This window comes from Pseudomonas sp. RL_15y_Pfl2_60, from assembly GCF_963970595.1.
In the GTDB taxonomy this organism is placed as follows: Bacteria; Pseudomonadota; Gammaproteobacteria; order Pseudomonadales; family Pseudomonadaceae; genus Aquipseudomonas.
In genome coordinates this window covers 405,425-419,868 of the sequence record NZ_CAXAOE010000001.1, presented here as the reverse complement: position 1 = coordinate 419,868, position 14,444 = coordinate 405,425, and the positions used below count along the sequence as shown (strand labels likewise).

Sequence of the window (14,444 nt, the reverse complement as noted above, 5' to 3'; positions counted from 1 at the left end):
TCGGCATGGCCGCGGGACGAAATATAATCTTAACAAGAATCAGTTACGTATAGCTTAAAACGAACGAGCACGACAAAACCACAAGGCAACACAATATTTAGCTGTGACAATATGTATCCGCAGACTGCCAGGCGGCCCTGCCTGGCAGTCTGTTGCGACTTAGAAATTGAAGCGCAACCCCAGGGTTGCATTACGTGGCGTACCGTAATAGCTGGAAGAGGTGCTGGTGTAATACTCCTCGTCAAGCAAGTTATTGAGGTTGAGGGTTGCGCTGAGTTGTTCGGTCAGCGGGTAACGCGCCATCACATCGACCAGGGCGTAGTCATCCTGGGTAAAGCGCACGCCCAGCGGGCCCATACCATCGCTGTAGATCTCACTCTGCCAATTGACGCCGCCGCCCAGGGTCAGGCCATTGCCGATGCTACGCAGGGTGTAGGTGGTAAACAATTTGGCGGTGTTTTGGGCGATATTGGTGTTGAGCTTGTTGCCGTCGCTGTCTTGTACGATGTTGCGGCTGAAGCTGGCGCTGGCTTCCCAGTCCGGGGCCAGTTCACCGGAGACTTCCACCTCAAAGCCACGGGTCTTGGTGCCGGACTCGGCTTTGTAAGCCTGGTTGCCATCTGGCGCGAGCACGCCGGGGATCGCCACGGCCAGGTTGTCTTGTTCGATTTGATACAGCGCCAGGCCGAGGTTGAGGCGATCATCAAAGAATGCCGCCTTGCTGCCAACTTCATAGCCCACGCCTTCGAGTGGGTCGATGTAGTTGCCTGTTTCGGTCATGTTGCTCTGTGGTTTGAAAATACTGGTGTAACTGCCGTAGAGCGACCAGTTATCGTTAAGGTCGTAAACCAGGCCGGCGAAGGGTGTCACCACGCCGGTTTCGGTGCGTTTGTCATCGGTGTCGGCGGCGGCCGGGTCGTAGTAATCGGTATTGACGGTGTTTTCCCAGTCGCTGACCCTGGCCCCGAGAATCACCGATAGCGCGTCGCTAGCCCGCAGTCTCAGGCTGCCATAGGCGGCGGTTTGGGCTTCTTCGTAATCGATTCGACTGGTGGCTGGCATCGCGGGTTTGCCCGGGTCCTGGCCGTCCCAGTTGTAGATGTTGTCAATCGAGTTGTCCCAGTCCGCGAAACGCCAAAGGGGATAACCGTTGGTGCGGTACTCGGTGTCTTGCTGGCTGTAGCCAAAGACCGCATCATGCTCGCGGCCAAAAAGGTCGAAGCTACCGGCAAAATTCAGGTCGATACTGGTTTGCACCGGCTTGGCCTCCCAGCGGCCCGCCCACAAGCCCATGCCCGCTCCGGTGGCCGGGTCAGGAAAACCACTGGCGGCGTACCCTATGACTTCATCGTATTCGTAGCGGCCCTGGTTGAGTGACAGCTTGGCTTTCCAGCGCTCGTTCAGACGCTGTTCCAGAGTGGCAAAGCCAGAGGTGAATGTACGGTTTGAGTAAGCCCAGGCTGCACCCGCTGAATCAGAGTCGGACCAGTCGGCGAGCGAGCCATCCTGGTTGTACAGCGGTAAACCGCTGCGCGCATGGTCATCGGCCTGATGGCTTTGATAATCCATGCCGACGCTGAGCAGGGTGTCGGGCGTAAGGTCGGCCTCGATCACGCCGTAGAAGACTTTCTTGCGTTCGTTAAAGCGGTCGATATATGACTCGTTATCCTGATAAACCCCAACCAGACGGCCACGGATATTACCGCTCTCGGTCAGCGGGCCACTGGTGTCCAGCTCAGTGCGCTGGTAGTCCCAGGAGCCGCCAGTGACACTGAGGCTGGTTTGTGGCTCGAATGTCGGTTTCTTGCGGATCATGTTCAGGGTTGCGCCCGGCGTTCCGATGCCATTGGTCAAGCCGGTGGCGCCGCGAATGATTTCAACCCGATCGTAGAGCGCCAGGTCGTTGCTTTGGATGATCGACTTATAGTTGCTGCTGAGCCACTGCACGCCGTCGACCTGATAGTTCTCCACGGCAAAGCCGCGCGAATAGATCTCGCTGGTATCCGAGCCGCCGTTACCGCTTTGGTTAATGCTCAGCCCCGGCACTTGGCGCACCAGATCATTAAGTTGGGTGAGGCCTTGGTCATCAATGCGCTGACGGGTCATCACGCTCACCGATTGCGGGGTTTCCCGGATCGACAAAGGCAGGCCTGTTGCGGTGCTGGTCGAACCGGTGGTGTAGGAGCCCGTGCCTTCGGTGGTTGCCCCAAGGCTGAGCCCGGTGACGTAGGTGGCATCCAGCTCCAGCGCGCTGTTGCTGCTGGCTTCAGCGGCGGTTGGTGGTAGCAGTGAATAGCTGCCATTGGCTTGACGTACCACCTTCAGGCGGCTGCCCATCAGCAGTTTTTCCAGCGCCTGATCATTGGTGTAGCGCCCCCGTAGGCCTGCCGATTGCCGACCTCGGATCAGTTCCGGGGTAGACGACACACTGACGCCAGCGGTAGCGGCAAAACTATTGAGTGCAGACTCCAGCGTACCGGGGGCGATGCTGAACTCCTGCTCTGTCACCACCGATTCGGCGAAGGCTGGCTGGACCTGCAAGGCCGTGGCCAGCGGTATGGCAAGCGCTGCGCCCAATACTGCACGATGAATGGCCACGCACAGTGGATCAGGCAAGGCGGAGTAAAGCAGCCGGGCGCGGCGCGTGACAGTCTGGAGCGGCATGGAAGGTCCTTTGATAGTTGTTCTGTGGTCCAGCGCCAAATAAGCGCTTTAACTACCAAGACGGTTGAGAATACGAATCAACAACTCCCAGCTGAAATATTTTTATCAAGGCTTAGGCGCGCTCAACACTCACCCAATAAGGGCTGACTCTACGAATGCGCAGCGCCAGTGTGGTGCTCAGGTTATCGAGAATCGCGTCGCTGTCCGCCAATTGGAAGGCGCCCGAAATACGCAGCTGACTCAGGTTCGGGTCGCAACGCAGCACGCCCGGGCGATAGCGGGCCAGCTCTGCGATAAATCTCGGCAAGGGCCAATCGCTGACGATCAACATGCCATTGACCCAGGCATCCGCATGGCTTTCCAACGGTTCTACAGCCAGCGCTTTACTGGCGCTGAAACGCAGTTGTTGGCCAGTTTCCACGCGCACGGGCGGTTGGTTGTCTGCTGTGCGGACTTCGACCGCGTGTTGCAGCACGCGAACTTGAGTGAACTCGCCTTCACGCTGGACTAAAAAGCGTGTACCCAACGCACGGATGCTGCCTTGCTCGGTGTGTACAACAAAGGGTCGAGCTTGTTGATCTACGGCGGTCTGGACCAGGATCTCACCCTGTAGCAGGCTGATTTCACGGAGCTGTTTGCCGTAGTCGACATTCAGTGCGGTGGCGCTGTTGAGTTGCACGGTGCTGCCGTCGTCAAGCCGGATATTGCGTCGCTCGCCGGTGGCGGTGCGTTGGTCGGCGCGCAGGCTGCTGAAGGTGGTCGATTGCCAGGCTAGACCCGATACGCCACCAGTTGCCAGTAACAAACCGAGCAGCTTGAGGCCCTCGCGCCGTTTATTTCCAGCAACCGACAGCGTGGGTCGTGCCAGGCTTGCAGGCAGGGTCGCCAGCTTGCCCTGGAGTTTTTCCAGGCGTGTCCAGGCTTGGCGATGGGCGCCATCGGCGGCCAGCCAGCGTTGGTGTGCGTCAAGCAGGGCTGTGTTATCCGGTGCTTCTTGCAGATCGAGATACCAGTTGGCGGCAGCCTGCAGAACGGCGGTAGACACAGGGGCGCTCACGCTTAATCCTCAATCAACAGCATGCACTGCGTCAGGGCGCGGACCAGGTGTTTGCGCACGGTATTGGTTGAAAGGCCAAGGCGTCGACCAATTTCGACCTGGCTCAGGCCATCAAGTTGGGCCAAGAGGAAAATCTCACGGCCGCGCGTGCCCAGGTTGTCGAGCATGCGGTCGATTTCCACTAGGGTTTCGAGGATCAGTACCCGGGTTTCCGGTGATATTTCCAGTTGCTCTGGCATGGCTGCCAAGGCTTCCAGATAGGATTTTTCCAGCGCCCGACGGCGGAAACCATCAATCATCAAACTGCGGGCAATGCTGCTGAGGTAGGCGCGGGGCTCACGCAGCTCTTGAGTTTGGCGGTTGGCCAATACGCGGACAAAAGTGTCTTGCGCCAAATCAGCAGCGCTTTCTGCGCAAGACAGGCGTTTGCGCAGCCACATTTTTAGCCAGGCGTGATGCTGGTGATAGAGCGAATGAAACGCTTGCTGGTTGGCCAGCTCGGAAGGGGGAGGAGGCGAGAACACCGCGGAGCCTAAATGATAATTGATATCATTTATTCTCTATGGATTGCAGCGTGCACGCAAGTGTCGTTATTTGGCTGGTAGGGCATTTAGACGAACTGGACGCTTTTGGCGGCTCGACGCACATCCATCAATCGTCTCGCCAATCACTCAATCCGCCTGTAGAAAATGCGCTCTGCGCCTCAGCTAAATCGCTTTCCGGCCGATATAGGATCTTGCGCAGTCGACGACAGGCTACCGCTGGTCTTGATGAGTCACACCATGTGATTTACGGGTGATGTCTTTTTGATATTATGCGCGCCGCGTCGCACCTTCCCTTCAGTGAGTTCTCCATGCTGGTCAGCAGTTACAACGGCGTTTTCGTCGTATTTTCTTTGATTGTTGCGATTCTTGCTGCCTATACCGCGCTGAATATGGTCGGGCGAGTTTCAGGCTCAAAGGGGCGCGCCGCAATCTTGTGGCTGATTGGCGGCTCATTTGCCATGGGTTTTGGCGTCTGGTCGATGCACTTTATTGGCATGCTCGCGTTCAGCTTGCCCATATCCTTGGGTTACGACCTAACGCTTACAGCACTGTCGCTGGTCATTGCGATTTTTTCTTCAGCGTTCGCCTTGTGGCTGGTTTGCCAGGAAAACCTGCCAAGCGCACGCCTGTGGTTGGGCGGCTTGTTGATGGGGTTCGGCATCGCCGCCATGCATTACACCGGCATGGAAGCGATGTTGATGACGCCCGGGATTGTCTACATTCCATGGCTTTTTGTGTTGTCGATAGCCATTGCGGCGGCGGCTTCCTGGGCATCGCTGTGGATTGCCTTTCGTTTGCGCCTGGATTCCGAGTTCAATACCTATGCGCGGATTGGCGCGTCACTGGTCATGGGCTGCGCCATCGTCGGCATGCATTACACCGGCATGGCTGCTGCACAGTTTCCCGTGGGCAGTTTCTGCGGCGCGGCCAACAGTGGCATTGACAGCAAATGGCTGGCGGTATTGGTGATAGTGGTGAGCCTGGCGGTGTTTGCCATTGCCTTGATTGTGTCCATGCTCGATGTACGCACCAACCTGTTAGCCACTTCGCTTGATCGCGCCAATACCGAGTTGGTGCAACTTGCCCTGCATGACAACCTGACCAAGCTGCCCAATCGGCTGCTTTTGAATGACCGCCTGGAGCAGGCGATCAATAAGTCTGCCCGGAAAAAGCATCAGTTTGCCCTGTTGTTTATGGACCTTGATGGCTTTAAAGCGGTCAACGACGCTTATGGGCACTTTACCGGTGACCGCCTGTTGATGAAGGTTGCACAGCGCACCCTCGACACCAAGCGCGCAGAGGACACCGTGGCTCGTCTGGGTGGCGATGAGTTCGTGGTACTGGTTGACCCCAGCGAACCGGGGGACGCCGCAGCGCTGGCGCAAAGACTGGTCGAAGTCATTGCCAAGCCTTACAGCATCGACGGCAACAGCCTCAATTTGTCCGTGAGTATCGGTATTGCATTGTTCCCCGATGACGGCGCCACAGCCCATGAGTTGATGGTCAATGCCGATGCCGCCATGTACCACGCCAAGGAAACCGGGCGTAACGGATATTGCTTTTTTGAAAGCACCATGAACGTCAACGCCCATGAGCAAATGCAGTTGCAGCAAGATTTGCGACTGGCACTTGAGCGCCAGGAGTTTTGCCTGCACTACCAACCCAAGATGCTTGCGCCCAATGGTTTGATGGTCGGGGTTGAGGCGCTGCTACGTTGGCAAAGTGCCGAGCACGGCCTGGTCCAGCCTGATGTGTTTTTGCCCATTGCCGAGCGCACGGGCCTGATCATTCCGATTGGTAACTGGGTGATCAATGAAGCCTGCCGCCAGCTACGTTTTTGGCATGATGCAGGTCATGGCAACTGGAGTATGGCGGTCAATCTGTCCACGGTGCAGTTGGCTCACGCAAGCCTGGTGGATGTGGTGCGTTCAGCCTTGGAGCGTTACGCCGTCGATGCGCGGTATTTGATCCTGGAAGTCACCGAGTCCACCGCCATGCGTGATGCCGAGGCCAGCCTGGATGTGCTCAATCGCTTATCGGCGCTGGGCGTGAATATCTCCATCGATGATTTCGGTACCGGTTACTCAAGCCTGCTGTATCTCAAGCGCCTGCCCGCGAACGAACTGAAGATCGACCGTGGTTTCATCATGGCCCTGGCGCAGGACAACGATGATGCGGCGATCGTCTCAGCGATCATTGCTTTGGGGCAAACCCTGGATATGAAGATTGTTGCCGAGGGCGTGGAAACAATCGAGCAAAAGGATCTGCTTACCCGCTTGGGCTGCAATACGCTGCAGGGCTTTCATTTAGGCAGGCCACAACCGGCTGATATGTTGCTCGCAAGCGTGGGTGTTGGAGCCTTGGCACCCTGCTAGCTTGCGCATGCCAGCAGGGTGGGGTGGGCCTAGACCCGGAAGCGACCGACCAGGGTGCTCAAACCGTGGGAGAGTTCTGAAAGGTGTTTGCTGGCTTGCGCGCTTTGTTCCGAGGTCTGCGCGGCTTCATTGGAGAGGTCACGGATATCACTGATATTGCGCGCAATCTCCTCGGTTACGCTGCTCTGCTCTTCGCAGGCGGTGGCGATCTGCGCGGCCATATCATTGATGCGCTGCACTGAGTCGCTGGTATCGGTCAGGGCTTGATCCACGCCTGCGGCCTGCTCAACACTCTGTTGGGCCATGCTGCTACCTGAATGGGTAGCCTTGACTGCATTCTGTACGCCAATTTGCAGGCGTTCTATCATCACCTGGATATCCTTGGTCGAATCTTGTGTGCGCGCAGCCAGTGCCCGCACCTCATCGGCCACCACGGCAAACCCTCGACCTTGCTCCCCAGCCCGTGCCGCTTCGATGGCGGCGTTGAGCGCGAGCAGGTTGGTCTGTTCGGCTATGCCCCTGATAACGGCGAGCACTGCGCCGATATTTCCAGCCTCCATCTCAAGGGTTTGAATGCTTGTTGAAGCGCTTTCAACTTCCCGGGCCAATTGACGAATAGACTCAATCACTCCGCCAACCACCTGCGCACCCTCTCTGGACTGGGCCTCGGCGCTGCGCGCGGCATCTGCGGCGCTCTGGGCATTGCGCGCCACTTCATGGACTGCCGAACACATTTCGGTGGCGGCGGTGCTGACTTGATCGACCGCGGCATACTCGCTGCTTATGAGTCGATCATTGGCGACTGCCAGGTTGGCCAGATTCTGCGCCGAACTTTCGACCTCGCCGGTGACCCGGCCAACCTCCTTGATCAGTGGTTGTAATTTATCGAGAAACCGATTGAATGCGTGGCTCAGCTTGCCCAGTTCATCGTTGGAGACAACATCCAGGCGCACGCGTAAATCGCCATCGCCGTCAGCAATCTGATTGATCCGATTGAGCAAATTGTGCAGTGGGCCAGTCACCAGAATCGGGAAGCCTATCACCAGCACCAGACATACACCCAAGCCAATGGCGATGATCAGGCCCTGCTGCCAACTCAGCGTTTTACCGAGATCGATAGCTGCAAGCCCCTCGGCATTCGCGGCTTGGTCATCCATTTCTCCCAGCTTGTCGATGGCTGTGCGCATGGCCTCGAACTGTTCTTCGCTGGCGCCAAAACTCAGGTTGCTCGCGGCTTCTGGATCACTGGCAACCAATTGCACGACCTGCTGCGAGGTCGCCTTCCAGCGTTCGAATCCAGCATCAAATTGCGCCACCAGCTGCATGGCTTCACTACCGGGTTGCATCGCGGCAAATTTGTGTACTCGGTCCTGTGCCTGCTGCATGTTTTCCGCGTGCGATGCGGTCAGGGCTTGCGCATGCTCGGCAACGGCCTCATCCAGCAAACTGCGTTCCGCTACAAATGCCTGGTAAAGATCACGGTCGGCATTGAGTAGCAGGCTAATGCCGGGCAAATAACGGTTGGTCAGCTTGGTGCTTGAGTCTGCAACCTGCGCAATGCCACGCATCCCCAGCACGCCCATTGTGACCAGCAGCACTGCCAATAACAGGATGGGCAATGCAATTTTCCAACGAAACCCCAAATCGGCGAAGGCACGAAGCATGTTGGTTCTCCCGAGTATTTACCTTGTGGCTTGAGTCTATACCACGTACAAAAAACCGGGCTGCCAGGACCTGCTTTTCTCACTCCAACGGGCGGTTGGCAATGCACCACTCAAGCCGGATGATGCTTGCAAAGGCTGCGGGGAAAGGGGTCTTTGAGTTGAAAGTACAGGGCCCAATCGGCAGGGCGGTTTGGCTGTATAAAACAAAGGTGTTTATCAGCGCTTATTCGTATTGCGCCTTGCATGAGTTGGGATATGATTCGCGCCCCTAAAATCCTGCTAATTCCCTCAGGTCATCATGCCCGGCAATGCTCTCTATACCGACTTGTCGGGTTATTACGATCTGATGTGCGCTGATATCGATTACCAGACGCAAAGCCAGTGCATTCACCGCTTACAGCAGCTATTCGGTAATGCTGGTAAGCAGCATCTTGACCTGGCTTGTGGTACCGGGCCCCATGTTCGTCACTTTATCGATGCGGGCTACCAAAGCAGCGGGCTGGACATCAATCAGCCGATGCTCGACAGAGCCTCGCTGCGTTGCCCGGAAGCACGGTTTTCCATGCAGGATATGTGTGCTTTCAAGGTGGCCGAGCCTGTGGATCTGATTACCTGCTTTTTGTACTCGATCCACTACAGCGCTGGCATTGACCGGCTCAAGGCGTGTATCGCCAGTGTCCACGGCGCACTCAAGCGCGATGGGTTGTTCTGCTTCAATGCTGTCGACAAGAACCTGATCGACAACCAGTCGTTTGTGTCGCACAGCGCTCATCAGGATAACAGTCTGTTCAATTTCAGCTCTGCCTGGCATTACCGCGGCGCAGGTTCGCAGCAATCGTTGAGGCTGCGTATCCAGAAGACCGTGGCGGGCGAAACCCAGGTTTGGCATGACGAGCACCCGATGGTGGCCGTGAGTTTTGCTGAGTTGCAGGCTCTGCTACAGCCCTACTTCGAGGTGCATATGCTCGAACATGACTACGGTACGATCATGCCCTGGAATACCGAGTCGGGAAACGCGCTGTTTGCCTGTGTGAAGCTCTGATCCGCCATTGGCTAAAGCGCACGCGGTTGAGCGCTTTAGCCAATGAGCGGTGTCTGTATCAGAGCAGGGGCAGGGTATAGCTGAGAATCAGGCGGTTTTCGTCAAGATCGTTGGTGAAGTTGGAACGCACCATCGCATTGCGCCAGCGCACGGAAAAGTTCTTCATCGGGCCTTGTTGGAATACATATTTCAGCTCGATGTCGCGCTCCCACTCTTTGCCATCACCTGCTGCTGTGCCCAGGTCGACGTTGTCACCGCTTAGGTAGCGGGTCATGAACTTCAAGCCGGGAATGCCGATGCCGTTGAAGTCGTAGTCGTAGCGCGCCTGCCAGGAGGATTCATCCTTGTTGGCGAAGTCACTGATCTGCACATAGTTGACCAGGAACGGATCGGTGCCACCGATATAGGCAGCGCCAGTATCACCACTCATTTTTTGATAACCAAGGCCGAAGCTGTGGCTCGCCAAGCTATAGGTAAACATGGCGCCATAGCTGTTGTTGTCGACATTGCTGCGGCCATCATCGGTGGAGCGTGCATAGCGCAAGTCTGCTTTGAGGCTCTGGCCTTCACCCAGCGACAGTTTTTGCACCAGGTTAAAGGCGTTCTGCTTGTACAGGTCTTCCAGGTTGGAGTAGTAGTACGAAGCTGTCAGGTCTTCGGTGATCCTGTAGCCGCCGCCGAGGAACTGAAAGGCGTCGCTGGTGTTGTCGCCGCTTACATTGATTCCCCGCCGGCCTCCGGAATTCACTCTCAAGTCTTCGAAGTCGCCTGAGTCACGATGGTTGACCTGGGTCAGGTAGCCGCCATCGATTAAGAGTCGGTCGATCTCCTTTGAAATCAATTGACCGCCCCTGAACACTTGCGGCAGCAGGCGACCATCGCTTGAGCTAACCGCCATGTTCTTGAACTGCATGCTGCCAACCCGCACAGCTGTATTCGAGTATTTAGCCTTGGCCGCAACAGCCAGGTCAGATGAGTTATCTTGCGAGCCGCCCGAGCGGTCAGGTACCAGCAAGTTGGTTCCTGCAGTCCCGCCGCCGCTGTCCAGCTTGAAGCCAAACATGCCGATGGCGTCTACACCAACACCTACCGGGCCTTCGGTATAACCTGAGTCCACGCGCAGGATAAAGCCTTGTGCCCACTCTTCACGCTTGCTCTGGCTAGCCCCTTCCTGGCGGAAGTCACGATTGAAATAGTAATTGCGTGCTTCCAGGGTGGCGGTAGTGTCCTTGATCAACTCAGCGTTGGCTGCTGAGCACAGGGACAGGCTGACAACGCCGGATGTGATGGCAATGTTGAGGCAGTGTTTATTCATCTTATTGCTCTTCATTTTCAGGGGGTGGTAAACCCCGCTGTCATTTTTGTTGTTGGCAGACAGCGTGGCGAGGGTGAATTGCAGGCAGCGCAATGGACGTCGTATTCACCACGGCGCGATACAAAGGGTTAAGCGGTGAGTCGCGGCAAGGACGTGATGCGCTGTCCTCGGCTGATTCCATGCGGCTTGGGCAGGGCTGTTGTCAGTGACCGTCGACCAGACAGGCGAGCTGGCACATCAGTCGCTGTAGGCCATTGTGTGGCAGCGGGGTATGGGCTGTTGCGCCCCTTGCAGGCAGTTAACGAATAGCTCGGTAGAGTGCTCATGATCGGCCTCCTTGCCAGGTTCTTATAGTTGTCCGGAAAGCTCAGTCCCGGACTCTAACGCAGCGCTCCAAGGCTCGATATTCACCATTCTCTAACACCCTGTTAGGCATTGATGAACTGCTGCTTTATTTGGCTGAGTCGCGAGGAATGGTCGCGGTTTCGCAATGCATGTCGAATGTTCGGCTGAGTTGGCCAAGGCTGATGTCGGCCAGGCGCCCCATCAAAAGTGACTCTGCCTCGTTGAGTGCATCCGCTACCGTTTGATTGACGACTTGCTCAATCAGGCAATCAGGATTGGAGTGCTCGTTACCCAGTGCAAATAGCTTTGTGCCACCGACTGCGCGATAGATATCGAGCAAAGATACCCGGTCAAGATCGCAGTCAATGGCCCAGCCTCCACCATGGCCTTTCTCCGAGCGAACGTAGCCCGCATCACGCAAGCCAGCCATGGTTCGGCGAATAACGGCTGAGTTGGTTCCCAGCATCATGGCAATCCCGGCGGATGTCATTGGTCCTTCGTGCCGCGCCATATGAATCAGGACGTGCAGCATTCGAGAAAGGCGGCTGTCATTGCGCATGGTCGATCCTTTGCATCTTGGTTGCCGTTGGCAGGTATGTTATTTCATGATACTTATAAAGTTACATGAAATAAAAGGGTTGAGGATATGCGCGAATTTGAGAATCCGGACCACTGGAACGCGGCGGCCAAGCACTACCAGCAGACTGCACATCCATTCACTGCACATTTTGCAGAGGCGGCTCTAGCCCGAGTCACGCTTACGCCAGGCAGTCAGGTGCTTGACGTGGCAACGGGCACTGGAGCACTGGCATTGGCTGCGGCGCGCACCGGTGCCGCGGTCATGGCGACAGACTTTTCTGAAGGGATGGTGGCTTGCGTGGCCAGCGCTGGGCTGGACAATGTCGAAGCGCGAGTGATGGACGGCCAAGCGCTTGACCTGCCTGACGCTAGTTTCGATGCGGTCTTTTCGATCTTTGGCGTAATTATGTTTCCGGACTGGCGTAAAGGCCTGAGAGAGATGCAGCGGGTTACGCGTCCAGGCGGCTACGGGATAGTCGCTACCTGGCGGGAGCAGGGCGCCGCGACATTTTTGCTGCTCGGCAATATACGCCGCAAGCTGTTTCCTGAGCGTTCATCCATGGCCATGCCCGACGCTGTGCAGGCGCTCAGTGAGCCGCAAGACTTTAGCAATGAGTTGATTTTGGCGGGCTTTCGAGACCCAGTGATTGAAAGCGTGACTTACGATTACCAACTCGATGTGGCAGCCCTTGCTGAACCCGACACCTTGTTTGGCATGTCGCCCGACTGGACCTGCCTGAGTGATTCAGAAAAAACGGCAGTAATCGCCGAGGTCAGGCGCATGGCCGGTGACCAGGCGTTTATGGCGATTCCGTCAACAGCGCTGATCGCTGTGGCGAAACGCTAAGGCTCCGAGCACACAAACGCTCTCTAGCAGCGTTTGTGTGCTCGGCAATTGCCTCAGTCCCGAAGCCGTCAGTTGTAGTCCAGTGTAATAATCGCAGCTTGCACAGACGTGCCGGATGTTTGCCTGTAACTCATGCCATTCAAGGGCGAGATGCTTGCAGAGGCAAGGCTGACACCTGAGTCACGCGCGCTTAAGGATGCATTGACCGGTGACTTGCACTCTGTCACCTGAACCTTTACTAGCTGCGTGCCAGACGGTTGCTCGACACTGACTTGGCATGAGGGTTCGAGTACTTTTCCAAAAATGCTGATGGCGTTTGCGGCAGTCTCTGCGAGTGTGACAGGGGAGAAGATAGCCAAGAGAGCCAAAGGTGCGAACCGATATTTATTGTTGTTCATGGTAATACCTTTCTATCGCATAAACGTAATTTTCCTAATTGGTTTATCGGCAACTGTAGAGAGTGCTTTAGTTTTTTTGCACAAGTAGAGGTCGCATAGGGATATGCATTGTTCTTCAGTTGCTGAAGTCCAACGTGCAGGGCCTGTTGCGCAGGCAAAGAAAAGCCCCGCATCAAGCGAGGCTTTCCATTTCGCAAACCTTGCGAAAAACAAGGTGCTTGCAGCGTTTAGCGCCTGGGCAGAATCAATCCCAGCTCAAGGCACCGCCGGTTTGGTACTCGATCACACGGGTCTCGAAGAAGTTTTTCTCTTTCTTCAAGTCCATGATTTCGCTCATCCATGGGAATGGGTTGGTGGCGCCTGGGTATTCTTCTTTCAGGCCGATCTGGGTCAGGCGGCGGTTGGCGATGAACTTGAGGTAGTCCTCCATCATTGCCGCGTTCATGCCCAGTACGCCGCGTGGCATGGTGTCACGGGCATATTCAATTTCCAGCTGAGTGCCCTGCAGAATCATCTGCGTGGCTTCTTCTTTCATCGATGCATCCCACAGGTGTGGGTTTTCGATTTTGATCTGGTTGATCACGTCGATGCCGAAGTTCAGGTGCATCGACTCGTCACGCAGGATGTACTGGAACTGTTCGGCAACGCCGGTCATCTTGTTGCGGCGGCCCATGGACAGGATCTGGGTGAAGCCGCAATAGAAGAAGATGCCTTCCAGTACGCAGTAGTAGGCGACCAGGTTACGCAGCAGTTCCTTGTCGGTTTCAACAGTGCCGGTTTCGAACTTCGGATCGGAGATCGAACGGGTGTACTTCAGGCCCCAGGAGGCTTTCTTCGCGACCGAAGGAATCTCGTGGTACATGTTGAAGATTTCACCTTCATCCATGGCCAACGACTCAATGCAGTATTGGTAGGCGTGGGTGTGGATCGCCTCTTCGAATGCCTGGCGCAGGATGTACTGGCGGCACTCCGGGTTGGTGATCAGACGATATACGGCCAGCACCAGGTTGTTGGCAACCAGGGAGTCGGCGGTGGAGAAGAAGCCGAGGTTGCGCATGACAATGCGGCGCTCGTCGTCGGTCAGGCCGTCGGTGCTTTTCCACAGGGCGATGTCGGCGTTCATGTTAACTTCTTGCGGCATCCAGTGGTTGGCGCAACCATCAAGATACTTCTGCCAGGCCCAGTCGTACTTGAAGGGTACGAGTTGGTTCAGGTCGGCGCGGCAGTTGATCATGCGTTTTTCGTCAACCGCAACGCGGGCCGAGGTGCCTTCCAGTTCAGCCAAGCCTTCAGCGACGTCGAGCTCGTCCAGTGCCGCCTTGGCACGGGCGATTGCAGCGCTGTCGTCAGCCGATACTGCGCGGGCCTCTTCAGCCGCTGCGCCGCCAACCTGATCGAGCTTGTCGATGTTCATATCCGCCATGGCGGCAGCGTTGTTAGCGGTAGCGACTGCAGTTTCTGCGTCGTCTTCCTTTTCGAATTCGTCCCAGCTCAACATAGTCGGTTGGCTCCTTTCAGGTGGGTGGACATCTGAGTCTGCTGCGTGCTGTTCATACTGCGTTAAACCGGGTAATCGCCTGCCTGTATACAGCTGGGCTCAACCCTGTTTGTCT

Annotated in this window: 11 protein-coding genes and 1 pseudogene; 3 read left to right on the top strand and 9 right to left on the bottom strand. The window is 56.3% G+C overall.

The features are described from left to right. Positions 1-159: 159 nt before the first annotated feature. The 3 genes from AACY26_RS01975 to AACY26_RS01965 all read right to left on the bottom strand — a co-directional run bounded on the left by AACY26_RS01975 (position 160) and on the right by AACY26_RS01965 (position 4,245). On the bottom strand, positions 160-2,664 hold the full coding sequence (locus tag AACY26_RS01975; protein WP_339510456.1) for a TonB-dependent siderophore receptor: 2,505 nt from the start codon (positions 2,662-2,664) through the stop codon (positions 160-162). Positions 2,665-2,776: 112 nt separating this feature from the next. Next, positions 2,777-3,721, bottom strand: a complete 945-nt coding sequence (locus tag AACY26_RS01970) for a FecR domain-containing protein (protein WP_339510454.1) — start codon at positions 3,719-3,721, stop codon at positions 2,777-2,779. Positions 3,722-3,723: 2 nt separating this feature from the next. After that, entirely contained in the window at positions 3,724-4,245 is a 522-nt protein-coding gene (locus AACY26_RS01965) for a sigma-70 family RNA polymerase sigma factor (protein ID WP_339510452.1), read from the bottom strand. A 329-nt stretch (positions 4,246-4,574) separates the two neighbouring features. Here AACY26_RS01965 and AACY26_RS01960 point away from each other — a divergent pair, with 329 nt between their 5' ends. Continuing rightward, positions 4,575-6,641: a putative bifunctional diguanylate cyclase/phosphodiesterase gene (locus AACY26_RS01960; RefSeq protein WP_339510450.1), complete on the top strand. Its 2,067-nt coding sequence runs from the start codon at positions 4,575-4,577 to the stop codon at positions 6,639-6,641. Between the two features lie 29 nt (positions 6,642-6,670). Here AACY26_RS01960 and AACY26_RS21310 read toward each other — a convergent pair whose 3' ends face one another. After that, positions 6,671-7,426, bottom strand: a complete 756-nt coding sequence (locus AACY26_RS21310) for a methyl-accepting chemotaxis protein (protein WP_445261274.1) — start codon at positions 7,424-7,426, stop codon at positions 6,671-6,673. Positions 7,427-7,528: 102 nt separating this feature from the next. Next, a pseudogene (locus tag AACY26_RS21305) lies at positions 7,529-8,305 on the bottom strand (MCP four helix bundle domain-containing protein); the annotation flags it as partial. A 298-nt stretch (positions 8,306-8,603) separates the two neighbouring features. On the opposite strand from AACY26_RS21305, the gene AACY26_RS01950 reads away from it, so the two are divergent. Continuing rightward, entirely contained in the window at positions 8,604-9,347 is a 744-nt protein-coding gene (locus tag AACY26_RS01950; RefSeq protein WP_339510446.1) for a class I SAM-dependent DNA methyltransferase, read from the top strand. Between the two features lie 58 nt (positions 9,348-9,405). On the opposite strand, the gene AACY26_RS01945 is transcribed toward AACY26_RS01950, so the two are convergent. Both AACY26_RS01945 and AACY26_RS01940 read right to left on the bottom strand, forming a co-directional pair. After that, a complete protein-coding gene (locus tag AACY26_RS01945; RefSeq protein WP_339510444.1) occupies positions 9,406-10,662 on the bottom strand; it encodes an OprD family porin in 1,257 nt (418 codons plus the stop codon). 451 nt (positions 10,663-11,113) lie between these two features. Further along, positions 11,114-11,566: an Rrf2 family transcriptional regulator gene (locus tag AACY26_RS01940; RefSeq protein WP_339510442.1), complete on the bottom strand. Its 453-nt coding sequence runs from the start codon at positions 11,564-11,566 to the stop codon at positions 11,114-11,116. An 87-nt stretch (positions 11,567-11,653) separates the two neighbouring features. Here AACY26_RS01940 and AACY26_RS01935 point away from each other — a divergent pair, with 87 nt between their 5' ends. Next, positions 11,654-12,433, top strand: coding sequence for a class I SAM-dependent methyltransferase (locus AACY26_RS01935; protein ID WP_339510440.1), 780 nt, complete (start codon positions 11,654-11,656; stop codon positions 12,431-12,433). A 68-nt stretch (positions 12,434-12,501) separates the two neighbouring features. Here AACY26_RS01935 and AACY26_RS01930 read toward each other — a convergent pair whose 3' ends face one another. After that, positions 12,502-12,831: a hypothetical protein gene (locus tag AACY26_RS01930; protein ID WP_339510438.1), complete on the bottom strand. Its 330-nt coding sequence runs from the start codon at positions 12,829-12,831 to the stop codon at positions 12,502-12,504. Between the two features lie 244 nt (positions 12,832-13,075). Continuing rightward, positions 13,076-14,329, bottom strand: coding sequence for a ribonucleotide-diphosphate reductase subunit beta (locus AACY26_RS01925; RefSeq protein ID WP_339510436.1), 1,254 nt, complete (start codon positions 14,327-14,329; stop codon positions 13,076-13,078). Positions 14,330-14,444: the final 115 nt, after the last annotated feature.

What these genes read in the sequence shown, in the direction of transcription:
- AACY26_RS01975 (WP_339510456.1), bottom strand. Translation starts at nt 2,664, where the DNA reads ATGCCGCTCCAGACTGTCACGCGCCGCGCCCGGCTGCTTTACTCCGCC.
- AACY26_RS01930 (WP_339510438.1), bottom strand. Translation starts at nt 12,831, where the DNA reads ATGAACAACAATAAATATCGGTTCGCACCTTTGGCTCTCTTGGCTATC.
- AACY26_RS01940 (WP_339510442.1), bottom strand. Translation starts at nt 11,566, where the DNA reads ATGCGCAATGACAGCCGCCTTTCTCGAATGCTGCACGTCCTGATTCAT.
- AACY26_RS01925 (WP_339510436.1), bottom strand. Translation starts at nt 14,329, where the DNA reads ATGTTGAGCTGGGACGAATTCGAAAAGGAAGACGACGCAGAAACTGCA.
- AACY26_RS01960 (WP_339510450.1), top strand. Translation starts at nt 4,575, where the DNA reads ATGCTGGTCAGCAGTTACAACGGCGTTTTCGTCGTATTTTCTTTGATT.
- AACY26_RS01950 (WP_339510446.1), top strand. Translation starts at nt 8,604, where the DNA reads ATGCCCGGCAATGCTCTCTATACCGACTTGTCGGGTTATTACGATCTG.
- AACY26_RS01935 (WP_339510440.1), top strand. Translation starts at nt 11,654, where the DNA reads ATGCGCGAATTTGAGAATCCGGACCACTGGAACGCGGCGGCCAAGCAC.
- AACY26_RS01945 (WP_339510444.1), bottom strand. Translation starts at nt 10,662, where the DNA reads ATGAATAAACACTGCCTCAACATTGCCATCACATCCGGCGTTGTCAGC.